This window comes from Pectinatus haikarae (assembly GCF_050916305.1).
GTDB lineage: Bacteria > Bacillota > Negativicutes > Selenomonadales > Selenomonadaceae > Pectinatus > Pectinatus haikarae.
In genome coordinates this window covers 806250-832870 of the sequence record NZ_CP116940.1, presented here as the reverse complement: position 1 = coordinate 832870, position 26621 = coordinate 806250, and the positions used below count along the sequence as shown (strand labels likewise).

Sequence of the window (26621 nt, the reverse complement as noted above, 5' to 3'; positions counted from 1 at the left end):
TACATGCTATTCGACAGACATCATTTTATATCAGCACCGGTAAAATGACAATGCTGCCATTGTTTTTAGAAGAGAGGATAAATAATGTCAAACTTACTGCTTTCTGACCTGACAGAAAAAATCATCAAAGGCTATCGCATAAAACGCGGACAGGATCTCTCTATATTTCTCACAGCTCCGCTTGATGAGCTGCAAAAAAATGCTCAGTTACTGCAAAAACATTTTTGCGGTGATCATGTTGACTTATGCACTATTATAAACGGGCGCAGCGGACGCTGCAGTGAAGACTGCAAATACTGCGCACAGGCTGCCTGCCATCATACGGGCATTGAGGAATATGACATGCTGCCCATGGATAAAATCGTAGCAAATGCCCACGCCAACGAAAATGCCGGTGTAAACCGCTTTTCAATAGTAACATCCGGCAGAACAGTCACTGACAAAGCTTTCACCTCCCTGCTTGAAACTTACAAGCAGATGCGCAAGGAACTCAGCATCGACCTTTGTGCGTCACACGGCTTTCTCACTGCTGAACAGTTTCATCTTCTGCATGAAGCGGGAGTCAGCAGTTATCACCACAATATTGAAACCTCGAAACGTTTCTTTTCTCATATATGCACCACTCATACATATGAAGACAAGATCCGCACTATAAAGCTCGCTCAGGCAGAAGGCCTCTGCGTCTGTTCCGGCGGGATCATCGGCATGGGAGAAACATGGGACGACCGGTTCGATATGGCTGTAAGCCTTGCCGAACTCAATATCCAGTCTATTCCGGTAAACGCTCTTATGCCTATAAAAGGCACAAAATTGGAAAACCTTCCTCAACTTGAAGCAAACGATGTCCTCCGAACAATAGCTTTTTTCCGCTTTATCAACCCAGAGGCAAATATCCGTTTAGCGGCAGGCCGCAAATTGCTGCCCGGCAACGGAGAAACGGCACTTATCGGTGGTGCCTCAGCTTCTATTACCGGCAATATGCTGACTACCTCCGGTACTACCATCCGCGAAGATATGCAAATGCTTGATCGTCTTGGCCTCAGCAATAAACAGCCCTGCTGTGTATCCTGACCTTAATGCGCTTTATCCATCTGCTCAGCAAAAAGTCCCGGTGAAAAATCACCGGGACTTTTTGCCGAAACGACAAAACCATAAAAATATTATCACTCAAAATATTTCAAGATTCCTGTAAATTTTCTATATAGCGCCCGGCAACCTGCACAGCGATAGCGCCATCGTTTACAGCGGTCACTATCTGCCGCAGAAATTTCCTGCATACATCGCCGGCTCCGTATATCCCCTTCACTTTTGTCTGCATATTCTCATCGGCAATAACATATCCGTTCTCATCTGTAACACCAAGCTTTTCAGCAAAACCCGTAACGGGATCATTGCCTATATAAGGGAAAATTCCCTTAGCATAAATGTCCGTCAGCTCATTTGTCTTGGCATCTTTGACCTTGAGCCCTGCTACCTTGCCGTCTTTTATCAGCACTTCCTGCGGAAGCTTGCTTTTGATAATTCTTATTTTGTCATTTGCCAGCACTTTATTTTGAATAACTTCATCAGCCCGAAAAACATCGCGCCTAATCACAATAGTAACACTTTTTACTACCCGCGTAAGATAAACAGACTCTTCTAACGCCGAGTTACCACCGCCGACAATAATTACATCTTCATTCTTATAAAAAGCTGAATCGCATACGGCACAAAAGCTTATGCCCTTGCCGATCATTTCCTGTTCGCCCGGTATATTCATAAGTCTTTCGACCGTGCCCGACGCTATTATTACCGCACGAGCTTTATAACTGGAACCATCCCTGCACAGCACAGATTTCAGCATTCCATGATCTTCTACATCAATTACCTCAGCGAAAATAAATTCCGGACCAAGAGCCGTAGTTTGCTCATACATAGACCATGCCAGATCAGCACCGTTTACTGTTTTAGCACCCGGCCAATTCTCAATGGCAAAAGTTTTTACGAGCTTTCCGCCGGGAGCATCAGCTTCCAGCACTATAGTCTTCAAACCTGCCCTGCTGGCATATATAGCGGCAGTCATACCAGCCGGACCGCCGCCTATCACCGCTATATCATAAATACTATTATTTTCCATGCGCTCACTCAGCTTTTTGGGCTGCCAGATCTTTTAATTTCGGCGCCAGTACATTTTCGGCTACAAAACCGCTCATATTCTCTTTTGCTTCACCATTAGCTATAAAATAGAGTGTCGGGACAACACTGACATCATATTTCTGGGCCAATTCCGGTTCCTCATCTATATCCACCTTAACAATATCAACCGGCAATTCACCTTTATTATCTATATTTTCAATAACGCGGCCGAGCATTTTGCAGGGACCGCACCATGTAGCAAAAAAATCCGCCAAAAAAGTTTTTTTATCCGCTACCATCTTTTCGAAAAGTTCTTTATCTGCATGTATTACAGCCATAATAAAATCCCCCTCTCAATATATATCTTACTGACTATATAATATTTTATCCCTGTTAAATTGTCAAGTATTTAAGAAGCTTTTTTTCCCAAAAACATTATTTACCGGCGAATCATTATATATTAATATTCAGCGCAAATCCGGATGGGTAAAAACAGCGGTATCTTCTGTCTTTATTTTCTTAAAATCACTCAGTTTCCCCGCTTCATCTGCTATCTGGGCAAATGATTTATTTTGCTGATAGCTTTCCGTTAAAACACTGTCCACGCTTCTATTTGTCAGCTTGGCTACAATTCCCGCATTGCCGGTTTCTCTCGCCGTTGCTGCAAAGGCCGTAATAGACGCCATGCCGATTGCAAGAGCCGCACAGATGGCAACGATCAATTTTTTACCTTTCATTTCGATACTTTCCTCCCAATTTCAATATACAAGCATATATTAATGTTTTATGATGACATTTTTTATTTAGATTATTTAAATATTACCAATAAAGTATGACAAATTTATGACAAAATAGGATAATCCTTTTCATTTGGCAAAATATATAGCTGTTACGGCTTCACTGTTTTTCTAAATTCTGTATAAATTACCATAGAAAAAACAAATTTATCTGGTATTATCATTTACAAATAATATAACCATATCCAATCGTAATTTATTGCAGTAAAATAAATATGCTTTAAACTTTAACATCGTTTTTTACCTGAAATTCAAATGAATCTGCAAGAACACCTGTCATTCTCCGGCCGCATCCACTTTCTAATAGGTGCTGTGTTCCAGAATCCATACACAGGCGGTTCACGTGTAAGAAAGAGGTTACCTATGAAAAATATGCTTATTGCAGAAGACAACGAGCAAATAGCTGTCGTTCTCGGTGAATATGCTAAACAGGAAGGATTTAATGTTTTTTTTGCGGCTGACGGTGAAGCTGCATCCGCTGTATTTGCTAAGGAAAAGCTTGATATCATTCTGCTTGATATTATGATGCCCAAAAAAGATGGTTTTGCTGTATGCAGAGAGATAAGACAGACTTCCAATGTTCCTGTGATAATGATAACCGCCCGGGGTGAAGATTTTGAACGTATAATGGGTCTTGACATCGGTGCCGATGATTATATAGTAAAACCGTTTTCTCCGGCAGAGGTCATGGCCAGAGTCAGAGCTGTGCTGCGCCGTATGGATACAGCCTCCGGACAAAAAAACATCCTCAAATATGATAATCTGCAAATTGATCTTGACAGCTATACGGTCACTGTCACCGGGAAGGATATATCCCTGACCAAAAAGGAAATTGAACTTTTATGGCTGCTCGCTTCCAACTACGGCAAAGTCTTTTCCCGCGACAATCTGCTTGACAGTATATGGGGCTATGATTATTTTGGCGACACAAGAACCGTCGACTCGCATATCAAGCGGCTGCGTGCCAAATTGAACGCTGGAAGTATCTACGGTAAGATGATAAAAACTGTCTGGGGGGTGGGATATAAATTTGAAACTGCCGAAAATGAAGAATAAAATAGTCTATAAATTATTTGCCTTTTTTACCGCTGTTCTTTTTATTTTCATGCTGATAATAAACGGTTTTTTCTATTTTTTCTTTAATAAGCAAACGATAGAACTGCGACGCACCGATCTGCGGGAGAAGGTAAGCACCATCGCCAATACCATCAGTCTCTTTCTCCAAAATGATACAACAAATGATGACCAGCAGCAGCAATCTCCGCCGCCAATACCGCCGGGAAACGGTATACCTCCCGCCGTCCATGGCCATATGGGTATGGGCATGCATCCAAGTGCCATATCGGACACCGCAATTCCATACTATAGGGCACTTGTCTATTATATAAAGCTGCTCAACAGAATGGATATGTCAGACATATGGATAATAAACAATGACCGCCAATTTCTTATAAGCAATAATCGGCATCATCGCCCTGTACAGTATAATGAGCTTCCGCCTGGCGGCATTGAAGTAATAAACGAGGCACTGCAGGGAAATGTTATAGTAGCAGACAGTTTCAGCGGGGTACTCGGTACTCCTGCCACTACAGCCGCAGCACCCATAAAAGGAGCAGACGGCAGTTATGTCGGTGCCGTTTTGATGCATTCTCCCATAAACGAAATGAATAATTCCATCCTATATGCCATAAGGCTTCTGCTTATCAGCTCTCTTTTTGCTATGATGATAGCTCTGCCTGCCTCACTTCTTGTTTCCTATTATTGCACTGATCCTCTGCGGAAAATGAAGAAAATGGCTCTTGCTATCGCTGACGGCAAATACAACATCAAAACTGATGTCCATCAATCTGACGAAATAGGTGACCTAGCCTCATCTTTCGATCAAATGGCCATAAAGCTCAATGAAGCTGCCAAGGAAAGCGGACGCCTTGACAAAGCCAGACGTATCTTCACCGCCAACGTATCACACGAATTAAGAACTCCGGTCACTGTTCTTCGCGCTTCTCTCGAGGCTCTGACGAGCGGAGTGATAAATGATGAGACACGCCAGAAAGAATATCACCAGCAAATGCTCAATGAAACCATCTATCTGGAACGTCTTGTCAACGACATGCTGGAACTGTCAAAACTGCAAAATCCCGATTTTAAAATAGAAATGTCAAAATTTATCTTGAATGATCTTATAAGCGATGCCGCAAGAGCCATGCGCCCCTTCGCCGCAGCAAAGCAAATACGCATAATCACTGATATCAGCCTTCCCCCTGCCGAAATGTTCGGCGATTATGGCAGGCTGAGGCAAATGCTCATTGTCGTGCTTGACAATGCTATCAAATTTTCTGAACCAGATTCTGAAATCAGTTTGCAGCTTTGTCTTAAGGATGATCTGGCAATCCTCAAAATAACAGATAATGGCTGTGGTATAAGTCCTGACGTATTACCTCACATCTTTGACCGTTTCCATAAAGTAGATAATGAACGCAACAAAAAAGGTACCGGACTCGGCCTTGCCATTGCCAAGCAAATAGCGATGAGACACGGCGTTGAGATTAAAGTTGATAGTGTACTAGACAAAGGTTCTGTATTCAGTTTCATTTTTAAAAATCTGTCATTTCTATAAAAAAAGAAAACTAAGCAGCAATAAGCTGTATTTATTGCTGCTTAGTTTATCTTTATTTTTATCAATAATATAAAAATGATATAATATTAAATAATATTTATTAAAAAATTCATAAAGGAGGATAATTTTGGAAGAATTAGAAAGATTTATTGAATATGATCCTGCCGGCTTTACTCTGCGCGAAGCTATAATAGAAGCTAAACGCTGTCTGCATTGCTCAAAGCCGCGCTGCCGGACAGGGTGCCCTATCGAAAATGAAATTCCGGACTTCATAGAGGCAATGGCGCACGGCAATCTTGGTTCGGCCAGCACCATCATAGCAAAACACAGCAATCTGCCTGCCGTGTGCGGACGCGTCTGCCCCCATGAAAAGCAATGTGAAGGCTCCTGTATATTAAATAAACAGGGCAAAGGCATCAAAGTAGGTAAAATAGAACGTTTCATTGCCGATATGGACGGTGACCTGGCTTTGATCCCTGCTGTTATTAAAGAAAAGCGAAGCGGACGGATAGCCGTTATCGGGTCAGGCCCCGCCGGTCTGACAGTCGCCGGTGATCTGGCAAAAATGGGGTTTTCCGTGACAGTATATGATGCCCAGCAGGAGGCAGGCGGTGTTTTGATGTATGGTATACCGGAATTTCGTTTGCCCAAACAAGTGGTCCGCCGTGAAGTAAAAAAAATAGCTAATCTCGGTGTACAGTTTAATCTCAATACCATGATCGGTCCCAGCCTTACTCTTGATAATTTATTTGAGCAGGGTTTTGATGCTGTCTTCATCGGCACGGGCAATGCATTGGCAAAATCCCTTTCTCTTCCCGGCATCAAACTTCCCGGTGCCGTACAGGCAACATACTTTTTGCAAATGGTCGAACTTGCCAACCAGGGAAGCGTTGATGCCATGGAAGTCCCCATCCATCCGGGCGATAATGTGGTCATCATCGGCGCCGGCAATACAGCCATCGATGCGGCGCGCACAGCCATCCGCAGAGAGGCCGCATCCGTTACCGTACTTAACCGCGACAGAGAAAGCCATATAGCCGCTCTTGCTTCCGAAGTCGCATCAGCCCGAAAAGAAGGTGTGAACTTTACATCACTGCGCCGCCCCCTTGAATTGATCGGTGAATATTTTGTCACAGGTGTCCTCTGCCATATTATGAGTGACCCAGGCGAAGGAAAAGATCTCATCCCTACAGAAAAGACCTCCATTATTCCTGCCAATAAAGTCATAATCGCTATCGGGCAGCGTCCTGCCAGCCGCATCATCGGCTCCACCAAAGGCATAGAAGTAGATGAGTCCGGTTATGTAAAAACCCGTGATATACCTTATGGCATGAGTATGCGCAGCGGAGTTTTTTCCGGCGGTGACGTAGTAAACGGTCCTGCCACAGTCGTAAAAGCCATGAAAGACGCAAAAACAGTCGCCAAGGGTATAGCTCAATATGTGGAAGCAAAAAAACTCATGGAAAAATGCGGCCTGAAAATGACTGACTGAGTATTGCAGGCCACACTTCTCTGTTCATATATCTTGCCGCTTCGACAGTACAGTATATAATATTTGCAATTGGCAAGAGTGATTTTTCCTTATTTTTCACTCTTGCTGCTTTTGATTTTGATTGAGGTTTGATTTATGATGGTGTATAATATTAAAATATTTTTATCAAAAATCATATTATTATAGGAAATGGAAAATGACAAAATTTGATCTGCATTTAAATGATTGCACACTGGAAGAAGCCGTCAAATCTTTTTACGAAGACAACCCTTTTACCAAGGAATTAGGGATCACTATAGAAAAAATCGACAAAGGCAGTGTATGCATAAGTCTTGCCATCGAACACAGACACACTAATGTGTACCGCATAGCTCACGGCGGTGTGATGATGTCACTGGCAGATACGGCTATAGGCGCCGCCTGCCTGAGTATAAATAAACGTGTTGTGACTCTTGATTTCAATATAAATACGTTAAAAGCTGTACCCGAAGACAGCATCATAAGGGCAAAAACACAAATTATTCACAACGGCAGACAGACAATTGTTGCCGAATGTTCTATTTTTGATGAAGAAGATAATTTATGCTGCAAAAGCCGCGCTACGATGTTTGTTATAGGTGAATTGCAGAAATGAAAAATAAAGGGGTATTTTTGTGCGATTTTTACGGTATTTGATTTTTGCGGTCATATTCTCTTTATCCTCTCTGACATCAGCATCTGCGCAGGATATCAGCCTGCAGCAATTTTCTTCCGGCGCTCCTCCCGAATATGGGTTGACCGCTAAATCTGCAATACTGATCGAAGCATCAACAGGGCGCGTCATCTTTGAAAAAAACGCTGATGTACATGAATATCCGGCCAGTATGACCAAAATGATGACAGCTGTTTTATCATTGGAAATGACGAATCCCAATGATATTGTACATATTTCTGATGAAGCCACCAATGTTGACGGCTCTTCCTTATATTTGGAAAAAGGCGATATTATGCATATGGATGAATTGCGTCAGGGAATGATGCTTGTTTCCGGCAATGATGCTGCTGTGGCAATAGCTGATGCCATAGGCGGCACCACTTCTGCTTTTGTCGACCTTATGAACAAAAAAGCCCAATCACTGGGCGCTGTGAATACCCATTTTGTCAATCCAAATGGTCTGCCCGATCCCAATCATTATTCAACCGCACGCGATATGGCCAAAATAGCTGCTTATGCTTACGAAAATGAAGATTTTCGCAAAATAGTTTCAGCCAAAGAAAAGGAGATTCATTGGCTGACTCCCGATAAAAAAATGGTATTTGAAAATACCAATCATCTCCTATGGAATTACCCTTACGCGAATGGTATAAAAACAGGCTATACCGATGATGCCGGCGGCTGTCTGGCTGCATCAGCCACACGTAACGGCGTCACTCTTATTGCTGTGGTCATGCATACAGAAGACGGACAAAACCGATTTTCAGAAGCTCAGGAGCTTTTAGATTACGGTTTTAAAAATGTCCGCATGCAGCCGGGCTATAAGAAAACAGATCTCATGCAATCTATTCACGTGCATAATGGAAAAACAGCAAAAATCAATGTCGTCCCGCAGTCTGACATATCATATCCTCTGATAGACGGTGAAAGCGGAACTTCTTATTCTATCAAAGTGAACCTGCCCCAGTATCTTGAGGCACCCGTCAAAACCGGTGACAAAGTCGGATCAGTAGATATATTCTATAACAATAACAAAGTCGGTGAAGTGCCTATGACGGCTGACAGATCCAGCGGCACTGGTTTTAATTTAGAATCATTATGCTATGCTCTGTATGACAGTATTACCAGTTTGTTTGCGACAGCTTGATCGAAATGACGGACACACTTTCATAAATTCATTATCTAATCCGTCATAAATATTAACTGATATCGGCAGAATTTTAAGGAGGCTTTTTAGTGTCTGTTTTCCTTCATGCAATAGAAGGTGTCATCACCCTTCTTCTTATGGGACTTTCAGGATGGTATATGGCCTACAAAGGCTGGATAGACAAAAATAACCGGGCTCTGCTGCCAAAACTGGTAAACTATATATCATTGCCTCTTTTTTTTGTTTATAACCTGACCGCCACTTTCAGTAAGGATCAGCTTGAACATTTGATTTCCGGTGCCGCCGTGCCCTTTCTTTCTATGATAATATGCTATTTTTTGAGTTTGCTTTTTATAAAATTCCTGAATATCAGGCATGGTCATCGCGGTACCTTCAGTGCCTCTTTCACCAACTCAAACTCTATTTTTGTCGGTGTCCCTGTTACTGTTGCCCTGTTTGGCGAAAAAGCCCTGCCTTATGCGCTTTTGTTTTTCTTTGCCAATACGACTTTTTTTTGGACAATAGGCAATGCTTCTATCCAATCGGACGCAAATAAATCTGCTTCATGGAAAGATTATATGACAGCGGCTACCTTAAAAAAAATTTTTTCGGCACCTATCTGCGGCTTTCTGATATCTGTTCTTCTCATATTAGCTGATATCAAACTACCGCCGTTCGTCCTGGACACCGCCAAGTATCTCGGCAATATGACTACACCTGTCGCACTCATATTCATCGGCGCCACACTCTATTCTATGAATTTCAGCAAACTCAAATTCAATCGCGATTTAAATGGTGTTCTTATCGGTCGTTTTATTGCGGCGCCAATTATAACTTATATTGTCGGTTCATTCTTTTCCATACCGGACCTTATGTTCAAAGACTTTATCATAATGTCTTCTCTGCCGGCAATGATCCAGACTGTAGTTTTATCCAGCCTTTATAAAACCGATGTGGAATATGCCACTGTGATAGTATCCATAACCACGATACTTTCCATAATAACAATTCCCGTTTACATGGTATTGCTCAGTTACATATAAAAATATTGGTCAAAAAGGATATTTATGATTTTATTTTGATAAACGATCATATCATGAAAGCCCAGACAAATTATTGATATTTGTCTGGGCTTTCATTTTTATGTAAAAATCTTATCGGCTTCTTTTTTTTATTTTCTTCCGCATCGTCCCCAAACGTTCCAATGCCCCTGTAAGCACTTTTTCACTTTTGGCAAAATGAAAACGGATAAAATCATTTATGTCATCATGGAAAAAAGATGAGCCCGGCACAGCACCAACACCCACATCCCGCGCCAGTACTTCACAGAATTCCAAATCATCCGCATAGCCAAATTCACTTATATCCACCATAACATAATAAGCTCCCTGCGGTTTTGTATATCTTATATTAAGCGCTTCCAAACCATTTAAAAATATATCCCGTTTTCTGCTGTATAAGGCAAGAAGGTCAGCATAATAAACGTCATCCATTTCCAAACCTGCCACCGCGGCCTGCTGCAGAGGAGCTGCCGCACCGACAGTCAGGAAATCATGTACCTTCTTCGCCCTTTCTATGATCTCCGGCGGAGCAATAATATAGCCCAGCCGCCAGCCTGTTATCGAGTAAGTTTTTGATAACGAACTGCAGGAAATCGTCCGTTCGTACATTCCGGGTAAAGAAGACATATAAATATGCTTATACGGTTTATATACAATATGCTCATATACTTCATCCGTGATCACAAACACATCATATTTAACAGCCATATCCGCAATTATCTTCAACTCATCATAACCAAACACCTTGCCTGTGGGATTGGAAGGATTGCACAAGATCAAAGCTTTTGGTCTCTGCTGAAAGGCAGCTTCAAGTTCTCCGATTGAAAAATGAAAATCTGGCGCATGAAGAGAAACATAGATCGGTTCCGCACTGCTCAAGATGGCATCTGCGGCATAATTCTCATAAAACGGTGAAAAAACTACTACCTTGTCACCCGGATCGGCCACACTGATCATAGCAGCCATCATTGCTTCAGTACTTCCGCAGGTCACCACTATTTCCTTATTTGCGTCAATTTTTCGCCCCATGAAATGTTCCTGCTTCTTCGCCAGAGCTTCACGAAAATTCTGTGCCCCCCATGTCACGGCATATTGATGCGGCCCCTTATGTGCTGTGTCTGCCAAAGAATCCATCAATTTATGAGGCGGATCAAAATCAGGAAATCCCTGCGAAAGATTTATTGCATCATATTTCAGTGAAATTCTGGTCATGCGCCTGATAACCGAATCCGTAAAATTCTGCGTTCTTTTTGATAACGACGGCATACTATTATCTCCTTTACCTATAGGACTTATATATTTATCGGATCTCTATTTCATATTGGGTGGAAAAGTCTGCGCCTCCGGCCAGACTGTTGCCAAATTCCCTATCCTTAAGCTCTCCCGTAAAATCCACAGAATCACATCGGCCAAACCACGGTTCAAGGCAAACAAACGGTGCGTCTTTATGCGGCGGTGACCAAATTCCCATTACAGGTGCATGGCACTTCATTGACAAATACGGCTTTCCCTGTTCGTCGAGAAATGCAGCTTTTTCTATTTGATAATTTTCAAAAATATACGCATCCTGATCAAAAACATCTTTCTCAAAACTCCATACATTTTTTTCCAGAGGAAGTTCATGCACCTGATGCTCTGCAAGCGAGTCTTTATTGAGTTTTTTATAAAACAATGATCCCTGCGTATCAAATTGAAGGCGGCACAATTTCTCTCCAGGCATACTTGGGCAGACAAATGCCGGATGAGCGCCTATTGAAAAATACATTATTTTTTTATCAGTGTTTATTACTTTCCAGCTGACTGTTACTTTATGACCATCCAAAGAATATTTTTGAATCAATTTAAAATGAAACGGATATTCTTTATATATTTGTGTATTATCTGTCAGCATAAAGGATATGCTTGTCTCATCTTTTTCTGATACTTCAAATTCTAAATCCCTTGCAAAGCCATGCTGCCCCATTTCATAAGATTCACCCTTATGAATATAACGCTGGCAGTTCAACCGTCCCACAAAAGGGAATAATATGGGTGAGCTTCTTTTCCAATAAGCAGGATCCGCATTCCAAATATATTCTCTGCCTGTCTGCCTTGAAACCAAAGAGCTCAACTCTGCACCCAGACTTTTTACTTTGATTTGAACAAAATTATTATGTAATTCATAAAGCATTATGCAATCCTCCAATTCTTTTTTTTATTATACCATACTGCATCCCTGTGCACTGCAAAAAAGCTGTCCAGTAATATACCGGGCAGCTTTTTCAGTCTTTTTAATCATATTCAGCCTATTGAATAGGTCTGCTATTCATTCCAAAAAGAATACCTGCTTCATTTTCGGCTGGGCGCCTGTTTCCTTGTCCATCTCCATTGTCATAACATCCTTCATATATTCATTCCACTTGTCGACAACGGCGCTTTCAGCCTGATACTTTTCAGCATAGGCAATGCTTTTTTCACATTCAAAATAGCCAAACACTTCATTGCCTGTATTCCATATAGTATAATTTTTTATGCCGGCATCTTTCAATACCTTTTTCATTTCCGGCCAGATATTATCATGGCGTTTTTTATATTCTCCGATCATTCCGTCTTTAATGACAGCCTTCCACGCAAAACGTTCCAACTTTATGCCTCCTTAATATTCTCCATCATTATTTATTTTAAGCAAGCCGTCTGTCTTATTTTACTTCATGTCCATAACGTTCGATTTCTATTTGTTTCAATGTCTTTCCGCTCGTATTAGGTGCTCCCAATGTTCCTATTATCCAGCTGATAAGAGCAAACGCAACCATCAGCATAGCGGCATATCTAAAGCCTAATGAATCCATGATTATAGGTACGCTGAAGCCCCAGACAGCCGCGGCAATACGCGTGATAAAGAACGTCAGTCCCTGTGCCGTAGCGCGATATTTTGTAGGGAAAAGTTCCGAACACCACAGCTGATAGAAAGCCTGCTGACCGGAACCATTATTGACACCGGCAAAAACTGTAAACATCACCAGCATCCACATGCTGAGCATTTCCGGCGGCAATACCCATACACCCCAGCCGATAACGTAAATACCGCCGATTATTGTATATAAAAGCCGACGGCTCACTTTATCACCCAGCCGCATAAATATAAAATAAGTACCTACGAAGGAAATGACGAATGACCCAACTGACATAAGCTGAGACATACTGTTTGACAGATTTCCCACATGTTCATAGATATAAGGCATGAAGAAGCCCCAGGTGCTGGCACAGAGATTCCATACGGAATAAACACCGCAGAGGAACAAAACTGTTTTTAAATTAATCCCCGATAAAATAGTTGAGTATGATACTTTTTCTACCTTGCCTTCAGCAAGAAGTTTTTCTTCAGCTTCTTTTGCCGCGCGCCAGTCTTTCGATTCCGGCATTTTCAGACGCTGATACCATACCCATGCGGCAACAATGATCAAATGAGCAAAAACAATACGATTGCCTATTATACCGAATTGATTTATCCATGCCGAAATCAATAGTACGACTGCCGGCCCCAAAGCCCATGCAAACTGAGCCGAACCGCAATGCTTAGCTCTGTTTTCAGCCGGCGCTTCCTCTGCAATAAGCGTCCATGAAGCAACGATATCAGCTCCGACACCCAGCCCGACGATGATATACCCGGTCAAAAGCATCGCATAATTTACACCAAACACAATTAAAAGCATTCCCACAATGTAAATTAACAAATCATACGTATAAACAAATTTTCTGCCGTATTTATCACATATGCGCCCTCCTATAAGTGCTCCCACAGCTGCAGACCCGGCATTCGAAGACAATGCCGCCAATGCGCCCATCTGATATCCGTCCATACCAAGATATGACTGCCACAGGCTCAATCCTGCCGCCCCTGCCACGATGGAACCTGCATCAATATAACTGGTCATAGCTGCAAGGATCGTTTTTTTCCAAGGTGATGGTTCATTATGATCCATTATAATTCCTCATTTCTTTTGTATAATGCGTATTCACAATATTTATCAAATATTGTGAATACATACACTTCATGAAAACATGTAATATATAATAGCTGTAAATCAGATTGGACAAGAATATATAATAATCCTTATCCAATCTTTTCTCCTCTATCAGTCAGTGCAAAAATTCTTCATTTAGTTTTATATTGAATGCTTTAGCCAGATCGCGAAAATCCTGATCGCCGATAGTCTGTTTTTTACCGCCCATAGAATGAACTTTTACAGATATTTCAGCGGCTTTTTCTATTGTATCCATAAACCCGAAAGCTTCATCAAAATCCTGTCCTGCACAGAACACGCCATGATGTGCCCAAATGACGGCATTATACTTTTTCATAAGCTCTCCTGTGACATCAGCGATAGCTTTTCCACCCGGGACCATCCATGGTATCACACCTATTCCCTCAGGAAAAATCACAGGAACTTCTGTCATCATTTCCCACAATTCATGAGAAAATGCCTCTGCGTCAAGCGGAAGTATAAAAGTAAGCGCTATTGCATTGACAGGATGCGCATGATAAATTACTCTGTTCAATCCATTGGTAGCATCTTTTTTTATGCCGTGATTCATAAGATGAGTAGGCAGTTCACTCGTTGGTCTGCCGCCATGCGCATATCCCCAGAGCACACTGTACCTTTCACCTTTATCGTCTATTTTTATAACGGCTATATTATCTTCCGGACATAAAATTACATTCCTCATATATTTGCCGCTGCCGGTGACCAAAAAATATTCACCCGCGATATTGGGCACAGTAGTGCCTATAGGCTGCCAATCTGCGGCCGGTTTTAAATCCGGCATTATCTCTTTTACTTCTTCATCTTTGATACGATAGCTGAAATTACCGCCGTTTCTTTCATGCCAGCCTTTCCTGAAAGCATCATCGGTCAGTCTGATATATCCTTGTATAAATTCCGCATCTTTAATCGCCATTTGTTCTCCCTCATTCAAGTCTAATTTTATAAAATCAACCGGCAGTAACATTAATTCACCGATTCACCAGAACATATATCGGCAATTTTTCTATCCTGACAGCCTCATGCAGCTGTCATTAGACAAAAACACGATATTTTTTAACGTTTTGCCAGAACATCATGTTCATAGCTCTGTATTTCCTTGTACCATTCTTTCTTCTGCGGCACATTTTGTACCTGACAGTAATAATCCCATACCGCACCGAACGGATATGTTTTCAGTTCTTCCATTGAAGCCATGAGTTCAGTAAAGTTTGCTTCATCCTGCATTTTTTTCAATGCTTCATGTGGTGTGAGCAATGCATAAAGCAGTGCCTTTTCCATATTGCGCATTCCCACTACCCATGCCGAAATACGATTGATGCTTGCATCAAAGAAATCAAGACCGATAAATACTCTGCCCAATGCGTCACAGCGAACCAGTTCCTTGGCAATTTCCTTTAATTCATCATCAAATAAAATCACATGATCGCTGTCCCAGCGAACAGGACGGCTTACATGCAGTGCCAGATTTTTGTTGAACAAAAGCATTGTCGGTATTTTATCGGAAACCATTTCCGTGGGATGATAATGTCCAGTATCCAGCAAACACATCTTATTATTTTTTGCCGCATAATTCATATAAAATTCATGCGATCCCACAGTATAGGATTCCACCCCTATGCCAAACACTTTCCCTTCGATACTGTCAGCCAAATATTTTTCATCATAGTTTTCACTGAATATCTCATCAAGAGCTTCTTTCAAACGTCTGCGCGGTCCGATTCTGTCAGCCGGAACATCCTTATAACCATCCGGTATCCAAATATTATTCAACGATGTCATAGAAAGTTCTTTGCCAAAATATTCCGCTATTTTACGGCTGGCTTTGCAATGATCAATCCAAAAATCGCGAATATTTTTATCTGGATTGGACAATGTCAGATTATCGGATGCCTTCGGATGGGAAAATAACGTCGGATTAAAATCCAAACCAAGATTATTTTCTTTGGCGAAATCAACCCATGCCTTAAAATGTTTTGGTTCCAATTTATCACGATCAATTTTTTCATCGGTAATAGCATAAGATGCATGCAGATTTATTTTATGATTGCCCGGAATAAGCGACAAAGCTTTTTTCATATCCGCCATCAGCTGATCTGGATTTGTGGCTTTTCCCGGATAGTTTCCCGTTGCTGATATGCCCCCTGTTAATTCTGTGGAATCAAATCCAAGCACATCGTCACCCTGCCAGCAATGCATGGAAACACGGACCTTTTTCAGCCTTTCTATAGCCTTGTCCACATCCACCCCAATTTGACCATAAACTTCCTTTGCTTCATCAATACTTGCCATTTTTTACACTCTCCTGTTTTAATAATCAATAATTTAAAAAATCATTGCACAATTTATCTTATATTTATGACTGACTTTATCTGCTGATAGTTCATATAAACTCAGTCTTCAAAGCAAAATTCATCGTCATTCACTTTTTTTACGGCAAATGATTTTGTTATTGTTCCGCGAGCCTGGACCAGATCATCAAATTCTTTTGTTTTCAGCATCTGCGCTGTTATATTACCGATTGCCGTGGCTTCCACCGGCCCTGCATAAATATTTTTCTGAGTGTGAAAGGCCGTAAGTCTGTTTAGAAATCTGTCCTGACAACCGCCGCCGACAACATATATGTTTTTATAATCATTTCCTGTCACTGCTTCAATCTCTTTTACAACATCACCATAACATTTCGCCAGACTGTTGTAGACACAAAACAGCAGTTCGCACTCAGTCTGCGGTTCCGGCTGATTCGTTCCGCGGCAGTGTTCTTGCACAGCCTGCCTCATGCTGTTCGGAGCAAGAAAACATATATCGGTCACATCCACCACAGAACTGAAATAGCGGCCTATATACGCCAAAGTGAAGAGTTCATCAAAGGTATATTTATGGGAAAATTCTTTTCTTATCGACTGCATCATCCATAAACCCATGATATTTTTTAAGTAACGATACCGATAATGATATCCGCCTTCATTAGTAAAATTATGAATGCGGCTTTTTTCTGTACAGTCAGGAATAAGACGCTCTATTCCCATCAATGACCATGTACCTGAGCTGATATAAATAGCATCATCATCATTGGTCGGAACAGCCATGACAGCTGAGCCGGTGTCATGCGTTGCCGGTAAAACCACTTCGCTGGTGAAGCCTACCTGCCTTTCGATTTCTTCCTTCAGCAGTCCCACAGAATCTTTCGGCATATAAAGTCTGCCGAAAACTTTTCGCGGCAGTCCAAGCATATCCAGAAGCTCCCAGTCCCAATCCCTATTTTCAGCATTTACAAGCTGAGTAGTTGTTGCATTTGTATACTCATTTTTCATTACACCGGTAAGCCTGTAATTTAAATATTCCGGTATCATAAGAAAATGTTCGGCCTTTTCCAAAAGTTCAGGCTTATTAAGCTTAAGTGAATATAAGTGATAAATAGTATTGAGAAGCATTTTTTGGATGCCGTTACGACTATATAGATCTTTTTCATTTATTATTTCATATACTTTTTTATCCATTCCCTTTGTACGATCGTCGCGGTAGCCTACTGCTTCACCCAGCATCTCACCTGCTCCGTCTAAAAGAACAAAGTCAACCCCCCATGTATCTATGCCGATGCTTTTAGGAATGCGATTAAGCTCACTGCACTTGCCAATACCGGTCACTACTTCCTTGAAAAGTCGTTCCATATCCCAGCAGAGTTCTCCGTTTTTATTATCAAGATGATTTTCAAAACGGTATATTTCTTCTATACGCATCTTGCCGTTTTCCATCCATCCCAGAATATGGCGTCCGCTGGAAGCTCCTATATCAATTGCCAGATAATAATTTTTCACCCGTTTCTGTATCCTTTCCACATATTAGCATTTTTTCTGTTTTATCAGAAAATTTATATATTTATTTTTTTGATAATTGCGAACAACAGATTAAACAATAATAATAAGCTGTTTTATTGTCTGTTTTTCTTTGTTAGTGTTATATTAACATTCGGAATATTTTTTGTCAACTTTTTTTATTTGTTTATGTCTGTTTATACGTTTTAAATATTTTTTTATGTTGTTTTTGTACAACTGCAATAATCTGCATATTTTTCACCGCCACAGCTCAGATATAAAAATATGCGATTGTCCGCAATATTACACTGCTGTATAATAATTATTTGAACAGCACTTCACAAAAATGCATAAACGAGGTATTAGAATGCTTGGAATAGAACGCAGACAAAAAATCATCAATAAGATGCAGCAGGAACGAAAGGTATACGTAAATGAACTTGCCGCTTTATTCAAAGTCACCGAAGAAACCATACGCCGTGATTTGGAAAAACTTGAAAAACAAGATTTTCTGCGGCGCAGCTATGGCGGAGCAGTTTTAAAAGAACACACTTATGATGATATCTCTTTTTCCAAAAGAATCACCTTAAACCTGGAAGAAAAACAACAAATAGCACAGAAAGCCTGCTCGCTCATAAATAAGGAAGATTCCATAATGGTCGATGCCAGCACAACATGTCTGGAAGTTGTTCAATTATTAAAAAATGAAAAATCACTGACTTGGATAACAAACTCCATAAAAATCGTTTACACACTGATCCATAACAGTGCAAAAGTCATTGCCAGCGGAGGTATACTGCGCAATCACTCTTATTCGCTGACCGGCAGTGATGCTGTCAATACCCTCAACAATTATTGTGTTGATATTGCCCTTATCGGCTGCAAAGGAATGTCTATGCAGCAGGGGATCACCGAATCCAACGAAGCAGAAAGCATAATAAAAAAGAAAATGGCCGAACAAGCCAGGACGATTATCCTGCTTGCCGACCATTCCAAATTTGATAATAACGGATTTGCCAAAACACTTGATTTCAAACAAATAAATTATGTTATAACAGATAAACAGCCTTCTGCCAAGTGGGCATCATTCCTCAAAAAGCATAATATAAAACTCATTTATTAAAACAGATGAACAAAATACCTGCCAAATCATCTGAGCTCTTTCTTCTTTTTCGCCTGCTCCCGTATTTGTGCAAATACAAATCTATTTATCTTTTGCTGCACTATAAAGGAAGGGTCCACAAACTGAGCACCAATAAGATAAAGTCCGTCATTTTCCTTTACCTTATTACAGCGCAGTACCTGCGCAGTCTGACGACAGCCGTCCAAATCAGGCGCTATAAAGGCAAGGTCAATAAGTACATTTGTTTTTGGGGCAATTGCCTCCGTATCATAAAAAGCTATACCGCCGCCGCTTATATCAAAACTTTTTACACGGCGTGTATTTATCGAAAAATCATTTTTCAACAGCCGCCCTGTACCCATTTGTTGTTTATTTTGAGCAACAACAAAAAGCAATATATCTTTATTGATGGAGATACGGACAAACTCGCGTTTTTGTTCACGGAATACTGATACGGGATAATTTACGCTCAATGTAAAAAAGCGTCCGACTTTTATATATGTGCATTTTCCCTGGTAGCTGTAACAACATTCTTTTGTCTTCAATATAACCAATACATCATCGTCTTTTTTAAACGGTATTTTTTGTACATCACATTCTTCAGAAGTACATGTTTTTGTTATCATAAAATCTATTTCGCTTTTCATTACAAGCTTTATATCTGCCAAATAAGAAATTTCTCTGTCATCGGCATAAGCGACTTCAACGCCAAGCGTATTTTCCAATATATCACTGATTTTATTTCCCATATTACTCTCTCACATCCACAAAATTACTTTATGTATTGCCGGTATCAATACTTTTCCTTAAATATCAGACAAATAACAAAAAATCAGCCAGCAGAAGATCTGTATTGCATCAGGCTGCGAAACTATAATTGCAATATGTCATAAAAATCTCAGCACAGATTGGCTGAGTATGTTTATTTTTCTCTTTCATGCCTGAAATATCCTCCTTATATGGCCGTAAAATGGTTTATAAACTTTTCAGCCAGCAGCGATAAGTAACGACCCTTCATCCAAATGGCCGTTATCTGTGTACGCAGCCTTTTCTCTTCAATTATTTTCACACGCAGATTCTCATGGGAAGCCAATGTCACAGCAGAAGCCGGTACCACAGCAATACCATGTCCGGCATTTGCCCAAAGTATTGAAGTGCGCGCATCATCTGTGCGGCAAAAAACTTCGGGTGAAAAACCATGAAATGCACAAACATCTTCTATAAGTCTGTCAAAACGTCTGTAAATTATCAGCGGTCTCCCCTTCAATTCTTCCAGTTTGATATTTGTACCGCTTTGCCAATCATACTTTTTATCCATAACAGCTGCCATAGGCTCTTCTTCTGCATAGCGGCAGTGAAAGAGGGCATTTTTAAAGGGTGTTCTGACTATTCCGACTTCAATAAGACCTCTGGTGAGCAAATCAATAAGCGTATATGTATTGCTTTCGTGTATTTCAAACCTCACCCCGCTGTATTCCTTATGAAATTTTGCTATTCCTTCGTTCAATAAAATATTCCCTGAAGAAGATACTGTCCCTATATTCAGCGTTCCCTTGAAACCTCTTTTGAAATCCTCTATTTCCTTTATCGTTGAATCAGACAATTCTATTATCTGTCTGGCACGATTGAACAATATCTTCCCCGCGTCTGTCAATTGGATCTGTCTCGGTCCCCGCTCAAAAAGGACCACACCTAATTCATCTTCCAGTAATTTCATTTGGTGGCTTAACGGCGGCTGTGCCATCCAAAGCTTTTTTGCAGCGGCTGTTATCTGCCCTTCTTCTGCTATAGTAATAAAATATTTTAGCTGCCGTATATCCATATATTTTCTCCCATACTTTTTTTATATGTCATACTATATTTTAAATATTTTTAATATGTATTTTTTTATATTATAATCATACTAATAAACATTATTAATTACAATTAAAAAATTGCAGAAGGGTATGATCATTTTGCTTAAACTGGCTTTTTTCCTGAAAAACTATAGAAAGGAATGCTTCATAGGCCCGATATTTAAATTATTTGAGGCCATTTTAGAATTGCTCCTGCCCACCATGATGGTGTTCATAATCAATAATGGCGTAGCCAGACATGATATGAACTATGTACTCCGCATGGGCGGCTGGATGCTGTTCATGTCCATTCTCGGTTTTTGCTGTTCAATGGTATGCCAGTATTTTGCAGCAAGAGCTTCACAGGGCTTTGGCACCACTTTACGCGATGCGGTTTTCCGGCATGTGCAGACATTGTCCCACTCAGAACTTAATGCCCTGGGGACCGCCTCACTCATTAATAGAATAACAAATGATATCAACCAGCTCCAGCTTGCAGTAGCCATGCTTATAAGGCTTGTTATACGCACACCCTTCATTTGCATCGGTGCCATAGTCATGTCTATGATGCTTGATCTGCGGCTTTCTGTCATACTATGGGGTGCGGCACCGATCTTTGCCCTGATTTTATATTTCATTGTTAAGCGTTCTTCCTTTCTTTACAGTTCATATCAAAAAAAGCTTGACAGAACGGCTGCTGTACTGCGGGAAAATTTATCCGGTGTCAGAGTAATAAGAGCCTTCGCCAAAATTACAAAAGAAAAGAAACGTTTTTCTGAAACAAATGACGATCTTATGAATAATGCCTTGAAAATAGGTCATGTTTCTGCCCTTTTAAATCCACTTACTACCTTTATTATGAACGCCGTGATAATTATGATCCTTTGGGTTGGAAGCAGCCATATCAATGAAGGAACACTTGCCAAAGGTCAGATAATCGCCTTCGCCAATTATGTGACGCAGATCCTGCTGGCGCTTATCGTTATATCCAATCTGGTCGTAATCTTTACCAAAGCATTCGCCTCTGCCGCCCGTGTCACTCAAGTGCTTGATACTGTCTCATCCCTGCCCGAATCACCTGCTGATGCACCACATATGATCAAAAACAGCAGCGCTCCACTTCTAAGCCTGCATGATGTGTCTTTTAAATACAGCCGTACAGGTGATATGGCTCTGTCACATCTGAATATTGATATTCTCCATGGCGAAACTATCGGTGTCATCGGCAGTACCGGCTCCGGTAAATCAACCTTTATAAATCTGCTGCCGCGATTTTATGACGCGACAGAAGGACAGGTGCTTGTAGATGGTGTTGATGTACGTGACTGGAAGCTTCCTCTGCTTAGAAAAAAATTCGGCATAGTTCCACAAAAATCTTTACTATTTACCGGTACTATCGAAGAAAATCTGCGATGGGCCAAGGATAATGCCTCTCTGTCAGAGCTCAAAAAGGCTTCTCAAATAGCACAAGCCTCGGAATTTATTGATGAACTGCCGGCAGGATACAAAACATTAGTAGAACGCGGCGGACTAAATTTTTCCGGCGGTCAAAAACAAAGGCTGACTATAGCACGCGCTTTGGTCGGAAATCCTGAAATACTTATCATGGACGATTCGACCAGTGCCCTCGATTTTGCTACTGATGCTGCCGTACGCACTGCCATCAACAAAAACTATACACAAAGCACGGTTATAATTGTTTCCCAGCGGGCCAGCTCCATAAAGCATGCTGACAAAATTCTCGTTTTTGATGATGGTCTTTTAGTTGGCTGCGGCACTCATCCTGAATTGATGAATGGCTGCGAAGTATACCGTGAGATCTGCCTGTCACAGCTTTCATCAGAGGAGGCATACGCATGAAAATGAAAAAAACTTTATCCCAGCGCTGCATCGGCTATCTTACCTGCTATCCTGGTTATTTTGCCGCATCTTTGTCATCGGCTCTCATAAGTGTCATAGCCAGTTTACTCGGTCCTTTCTATATAGGACGCAGCGTGGATGTTATGCTCGGTCCTGGAATGGTAAATTTCGACTCAGTGCTTGTCATCTTAAAATTATTATCTGTAATTTACATTTTAAACAGCCTTTTCAGCTGGATTCTGACCTATTGCACAAATGAAATATCATACCGGACCGCAAATAATCTGCGTCATCAAGTATTCGACAAAATCAATAAATTACCCATCAGCTTTTACGATCACAATTCACACGGTGACATTGTAAGCCGCTTCATCAATGACGTCGATACAATTTCTGACGGCATGGTCCAAGGCATGGCAAATCTTCTGACAGGTATCGTCACCATTTTCGGTGCCATCGGTTTTATGCTGTATATAAGTTTCCAAATGACAGTGGTTGTTATCATCTCTGCTATAGGGACATATTTTATGGCCCGCTTCATAACCAGAAAAACACAAAGCCTTTTTAAGGCTCAAGCCCGTTATCTTGGTCTTTTAAACGGCTATGCTGAAGAAAGCATTGCCGGTCAAAACGTAATTAAAGCATTCACTTGCGAAGACAGATCCTTCGATAAATTTCGTTCTCTAAACCAGGAACTATATAAAAAAGGAGTACGGGCACAGTTTTTCGGCTCTCTCACAAACCCCTCCACACGACTTGTCAACAATATTACCTATGCCATAATCGGTGTCAGCGGCAGTGTTCTTACCATACTGGGACAAATAACCGTAGGTGACATAGCCAGTTTTCTCATTTATTCCAGTCTTTTTGCAAAACCGTTCAACGATATAACTGCAGTCTTTACCCAACTGCAAAGTGCGGCAGCTTCAGCTAAACGAATTTTTTACCTTCTGGATCTTCCTGCCGAAGCTGACAGACCGGAATCATCCTCACCTGTCAACTTCAAAGGGCATATAATTTTTGAACATGTAAGCTTTGCCTATGACCAAAAGCGCCCGCTGATACAGGACTTTAACCTTGAAGTAACCCCCGGGAAAAAAATAGCCATAGCCGGTCACACCGGTGCCGGAAAAACGACTCTTGTCAACCTTTTAATGCGTTTTTACGAATTGAACGAAGGTCGTATATTAATTGACGGCAGAGATATAACCTCTTTTTCCCGCAGTGAATTACGCCGTAATTTTGGTATGGTACTGCAGGATACTTGGCTGTTTGCCGGTACTATACGTGAAAATATAGCCTATGGCATGCCAGATGCAACAGATGAACAAATAATAGCGGCTGCTACAGCTTCTGACGCCCACAGTTTCATACGCAGGCTTCCTCAGGGATATGAAACTATCATAACAGATGCCGGCGGCAATCTTTCACAGGGTCAAAAACAGCTTCTGACTATTGCCAGAGTCATGCTGGTAGATCCACCCATACTTATTTTGGACGAGGCAACAAGCAATATTGATACACGTACCGAGCTGCGTATCCAAAAGGCTTTCCTTAAAATGATGAATGGACGCACGAGTTTCGTCATTGCTCATCGCCTGTCAACTATTCGCGAAGCAGACGAAATAATAGTAATGGATCAGGGACATGTTGTGGAATGCGGCACACATGAAGAGCTTTTAAATAAAGACGGCTATTATTCAAAACTATATAACAGTCAATTCTCGCAGGAAAATCTTTCTATATGACTGCCATGAAATTATTATCCTCTTTCATACAAATTTCATAGGAAGAATATATAATGGGGGTAAATGGAGACTTAATTCAGACGGTGTTTTGACGCCGCCTGAATAGTAGTCGAAATTATCCATGGAGTTAGCCGCTCTTTACTCACCGCTTGCAGAAGCGGGAGCATTAGAGCGGGTTAGTTATCGGATAAAATAAATATAAAGGGAGTATTGCCTTGGATTTTATACAAACATTAATTTTATCTCTCGTGCAGGGGATCACCGAGCTTTTTCCGATAAGCAGCCTTGCTCATAGTGTCCTCACTCCATATGTATTCGGTTGGAATTTAGATCCTGTATTCTTAAAAGAAAATTTTCTTCCATTTATGGTCATGCTCCACTTAGGTACGGCTCTCTCTCTTTTTATTTTTTTCAATAATGAGTGGAAAGATATTATCAGCAAATTGTGCCGCGGCAGATTTACCGACAATCATCTGCTTTATTTAATAATTATTGGCACTCTGCCTGCTGTGATCATCGGCTTTTTATTCGAAAAAAACCTGCGCTTTATGTTTAGCAATGTAACCACTGCAGCCATTTTTCTGATGATAAATGGTTTTTTCCTTTATGGAGGCGAAAGATTCAGGCAGCGAGGTACAAAGACATTGAACGACCTTTCTTACAGAGAAGCCTTTATGATAGGGCTCTTTCAGTGTCTGGCCTTTATTCCGGGTTTTTCCCGTTCCGGTACAACGATAACAGGCGGTTTTGCTGCCGGGCTGCGCCACGATGAGGCACTGCGCTTTTCCATGCTGCTTGCAGCACCCGTTATCCTTGGTGCCGGCATTCTGGAAGTTCCTCATCTCTTGAATAACAGTATCACAGGTACATTCCATACAGCTATCATAGGCGGCATCATTTCGGCCCTGGCGGCCTTCCTATGTGTGTGGCTGATGACCCGATGGTTCCATAAAAATGAATATACAGCAATGTTTCCTTTCGCCGTTTACTGCTGGCTGCTCGGCGGTATAATTTTAATAAGCAAACTTATATAATGAAAAAACTGTATGCCCTCTGATGGACATACAGTTTTTTCATTTCATATTTATAGGAACTATTACAAATAGCGGAGAATTCGTTAAGAAATTATTTGCCGAAATAACGCTTGAGCAGACCATTAAAGCCGCAGCCATGGCGGGCTTCATCTTTTGCCATTTCATGCACAGTATCGTGAATGGCATCGAGATTCAATTCTTTAGCCAATTTAGCAAGATCTAGTTTTCCCTGGCATGCGCCATGTTCAGCAGCAACACGAAGTTCAAGGTTCTTTTTAGTACTGTCTGTTATCACTTCACCCAGCAATTCGGCAAATTTGGATGCATGTTCGGCTTCTTCAAAGGCATAGCGCTTATAAGCTTCCGAAATTTCAGGATAACCTTCTCGTTCAGCTACCCTGCTCATAGCCAGATACATTCCCACTTCAGAGCATTCACCGTTAAAATTTTGACGAAGTCCTTCTATGATACGTTCATCTACGCCCTTTGCTATACCCACACGATGTTCATCAGCAAAGATCAGTTCTCCGGACTGTTCGATGAATTTTGAAGCAGGTGCCTTACATATAGGACATTGTTCCGGTGCTTTTTCTCCTTCGAATACATATCCGCAAACACTGCAAACCCATTTCTTCATAATAATTTCCTCCAATTTTATATGTAGTACTATCCAGCTTGTTTATCAGCTGTATTTATCTTTATGTATCATATTATAATCATAATTCATTTATTTTTAAACACCTGTATATGCGTATTTTATAGTATTTTCATTGCATATACTCTTTATTTCTCAATCTTATGCTTTCTATCTAAATATTTACTTTTTTTTAATTTTTTATATTAAATAATAATCACTTTCCTGTTATTCTTTTAAAACTTATCCACAGGATGTTTATAACTTTGTGTATAAGTTTTAACAAGTTTTTAACTATATTATTAAAAAGGCTTCTGCAAATAGTTATCCACAATATATTTTTTATCCCTGTGGATAACTAATATTTCAAGCATTAATCTTTTTTGATACAACTATATATGATAACAGGCTTTATTGTTTGGTTTTTATCGATACATAATATTTATAGCCCGGCTTTTACAATAAAAAAATTTTCTTTAATTATACACATTTTTATCCACTTATCAACAAAAATATTCATAATATGTATATAAGAGGAAAGTAAATTTTCCATAATACTATTTTTATCACAAGACACAATAAAACAGCATCGCATATTTTAAAAATACGCGATGCTTCTCAATATCT

24 protein-coding genes are annotated in these 26621 nt (G+C 40.7%); 11 read left to right on the top strand and 13 right to left on the bottom strand.

The genetic code is table 11. From position 1 onward, the window contains the following. The first annotated feature begins 84 nt into the window (after window positions 1–84). The gene (gene bioB, locus NXG61_RS04020; protein WP_196604095.1) at window positions 85–1071 is read left to right on the top strand and encodes a biotin synthase BioB; all 987 of its coding nucleotides are present in this window, start codon (window positions 85–87) and stop codon (window positions 1069–1071) included. 106 nt (window positions 1072–1177) lie between these two features. On the opposite strand, the gene NXG61_RS04015 is transcribed toward bioB, so the two are convergent. The 3 genes from NXG61_RS04015 to NXG61_RS04005 form a co-directional block, all read right to left on the bottom strand. Continuing rightward, on the bottom strand, window positions 1178–2116 hold the full coding sequence (locus NXG61_RS04015) for an NAD(P)/FAD-dependent oxidoreductase (protein WP_307223285.1): 939 nt from the start codon (window positions 2114–2116) through the stop codon (window positions 1178–1180). A gap of 4 nt (window positions 2117–2120) precedes the next feature. Continuing rightward, entirely contained in the window at window positions 2121–2453 is a 333-nt protein-coding gene (locus tag NXG61_RS04010) for a thioredoxin family protein (protein WP_196604097.1), read from the bottom strand. A 129-nt stretch (window positions 2454–2582) separates the two neighbouring features. Then, window positions 2583–2852: a hypothetical protein gene (locus tag NXG61_RS04005; RefSeq protein ID WP_196604098.1), complete on the bottom strand. Its 270-nt coding sequence runs from the start codon at window positions 2850–2852 to the stop codon at window positions 2583–2585. Between the two features lie 423 nt (window positions 2853–3275). Here NXG61_RS04005 and NXG61_RS04000 point away from each other — a divergent pair, with 423 nt between their 5' ends. The 6 genes from NXG61_RS04000 (at window position 3276) to NXG61_RS03975 (ending at window position 9905) form a co-directional block, all read left to right on the top strand. Beyond that, entirely contained in the window at window positions 3276–3968 is a 693-nt protein-coding gene (locus tag NXG61_RS04000; RefSeq protein WP_196604099.1) for a response regulator transcription factor, read from the top strand. After that, complete coding sequence (locus NXG61_RS03995) at window positions 3943–5529, top strand: sensor histidine kinase (protein ID WP_307223288.1); 1587 nt, start codon at window positions 3943–3945, stop codon at window positions 5527–5529. The genes NXG61_RS04000 and NXG61_RS03995 overlap by 26 nt, the downstream gene beginning before the upstream one ends. 127 nt (window positions 5530–5656) lie before the next feature. Continuing rightward, complete coding sequence (locus tag NXG61_RS03990; RefSeq protein ID WP_196604101.1) at window positions 5657–7021, top strand: NAD(P)-dependent oxidoreductase; 1365 nt, start codon at window positions 5657–5659, stop codon at window positions 7019–7021. Window positions 7022–7217: 196 nt separating this feature from the next. Continuing rightward, window positions 7218–7655, top strand: coding sequence for a PaaI family thioesterase (locus NXG61_RS03985; protein ID WP_196604102.1), 438 nt, complete (start codon window positions 7218–7220; stop codon window positions 7653–7655). A 19-nt stretch (window positions 7656–7674) separates the two neighbouring features. Beyond that, on the top strand, window positions 7675–8862 hold the full coding sequence (locus tag NXG61_RS03980) for a D-alanyl-D-alanine carboxypeptidase family protein (RefSeq protein ID WP_307223292.1): 1188 nt from the start codon (window positions 7675–7677) through the stop codon (window positions 8860–8862). Window positions 8863–8951: 89 nt separating this feature from the next. Beyond that, window positions 8952–9905: an AEC family transporter gene (locus NXG61_RS03975; RefSeq protein WP_196604104.1), complete on the top strand. Its 954-nt coding sequence runs from the start codon at window positions 8952–8954 to the stop codon at window positions 9903–9905. A 111-nt stretch (window positions 9906–10016) separates the two neighbouring features. Here NXG61_RS03975 and NXG61_RS03970 read toward each other — a convergent pair whose 3' ends face one another. From NXG61_RS03970 to rhaB, 7 genes are all read right to left on the bottom strand, one after another. Beyond that, complete coding sequence (locus NXG61_RS03970) at window positions 10017–11189, bottom strand: pyridoxal phosphate-dependent aminotransferase (protein WP_196604105.1); 1173 nt, start codon at window positions 11187–11189, stop codon at window positions 10017–10019. A 34-nt stretch (window positions 11190–11223) separates the two neighbouring features. Further along, entirely contained in the window at window positions 11224–12093 is an 870-nt protein-coding gene (locus tag NXG61_RS03965) for an aldose 1-epimerase family protein (protein ID WP_196604106.1), read from the bottom strand. Between the two features lie 135 nt (window positions 12094–12228). Next, window positions 12229–12546: an L-rhamnose mutarotase gene (locus tag NXG61_RS03960; RefSeq protein ID WP_196604107.1), complete on the bottom strand. Its 318-nt coding sequence runs from the start codon at window positions 12544–12546 to the stop codon at window positions 12229–12231. A 55-nt stretch (window positions 12547–12601) separates the two neighbouring features. After that, the gene (locus tag NXG61_RS03955; protein ID WP_196604108.1) at window positions 12602–13885 is read right to left on the bottom strand and encodes an MFS transporter; all 1284 of its coding nucleotides are present in this window, start codon (window positions 13883–13885) and stop codon (window positions 12602–12604) included. 157 nt (window positions 13886–14042) lie between these two features. Beyond that, entirely contained in the window at window positions 14043–14861 is an 819-nt protein-coding gene (rhaD, locus tag NXG61_RS03950) for a rhamnulose-1-phosphate aldolase (RefSeq protein WP_196604109.1), read from the bottom strand. A gap of 140 nt (window positions 14862–15001) precedes the next feature. Then, window positions 15002–16237, bottom strand: a complete 1236-nt coding sequence (locus NXG61_RS03945; RefSeq protein WP_196604110.1) for an L-rhamnose isomerase — start codon at window positions 16235–16237, stop codon at window positions 15002–15004. 101 nt (window positions 16238–16338) lie between these two features. Next, complete coding sequence (rhaB, locus tag NXG61_RS03940; RefSeq protein ID WP_196604111.1) at window positions 16339–17763, bottom strand: rhamnulokinase; 1425 nt, start codon at window positions 17761–17763, stop codon at window positions 16339–16341. A gap of 364 nt (window positions 17764–18127) precedes the next feature. Between rhaB and NXG61_RS03935 the strand changes: the two genes are divergently transcribed. Then, window positions 18128–18883 (top strand): DeoR/GlpR family DNA-binding transcription regulator, encoded by a 756-nt coding sequence (locus NXG61_RS03935; RefSeq protein WP_196604112.1) that lies wholly within the window; start codon window positions 18128–18130, stop codon window positions 18881–18883. Window positions 18884–18909: 26 nt separating this feature from the next. On the opposite strand, the gene NXG61_RS03930 is transcribed toward NXG61_RS03935, so the two are convergent. Next, complete coding sequence (locus NXG61_RS03930) at window positions 18910–19632, bottom strand: flagellar brake protein (RefSeq protein ID WP_196604113.1); 723 nt, start codon at window positions 19630–19632, stop codon at window positions 18910–18912. 206 nt (window positions 19633–19838) lie between these two features. Beyond that, window positions 19839–20705 carry a LysR family transcriptional regulator gene (locus NXG61_RS03925; RefSeq protein ID WP_196604114.1) on the bottom strand — a complete coding sequence of 289 codons (867 nt, stop codon included), beginning with the start codon at window positions 20703–20705 and terminating at the stop codon, window positions 19839–19841. A 124-nt stretch (window positions 20706–20829) separates the two neighbouring features. On the opposite strand from NXG61_RS03925, the gene NXG61_RS03920 reads away from it, so the two are divergent. From NXG61_RS03920 to NXG61_RS03910, 3 genes are all read left to right on the top strand, one after another. Next, window positions 20830–22578, top strand: a complete 1749-nt coding sequence (locus tag NXG61_RS03920) for an ABC transporter ATP-binding protein (protein WP_231038519.1) — start codon at window positions 20830–20832, stop codon at window positions 22576–22578. Further along, complete coding sequence (locus NXG61_RS03915) at window positions 22575–24326, top strand: ABC transporter ATP-binding protein (RefSeq protein ID WP_307223303.1); 1752 nt, start codon at window positions 22575–22577, stop codon at window positions 24324–24326. The genes NXG61_RS03920 and NXG61_RS03915 overlap by 4 nt, the downstream gene beginning before the upstream one ends. A gap of 215 nt (window positions 24327–24541) precedes the next feature. Further along, the gene (locus NXG61_RS03910) at window positions 24542–25360 is read left to right on the top strand and encodes an undecaprenyl-diphosphate phosphatase (protein WP_196604115.1); all 819 of its coding nucleotides are present in this window, start codon (window positions 24542–24544) and stop codon (window positions 25358–25360) included. Between the two features lie 91 nt (window positions 25361–25451). Here the strand turns inward: NXG61_RS03910 and NXG61_RS03905 are convergent, their stop codons facing one another. Beyond that, entirely contained in the window at window positions 25452–25997 is a 546-nt protein-coding gene (locus NXG61_RS03905; protein ID WP_196604116.1) for an NADH peroxidase, read from the bottom strand. Between the last annotated feature and the right edge of the window lie 624 nt (window positions 25998–26621).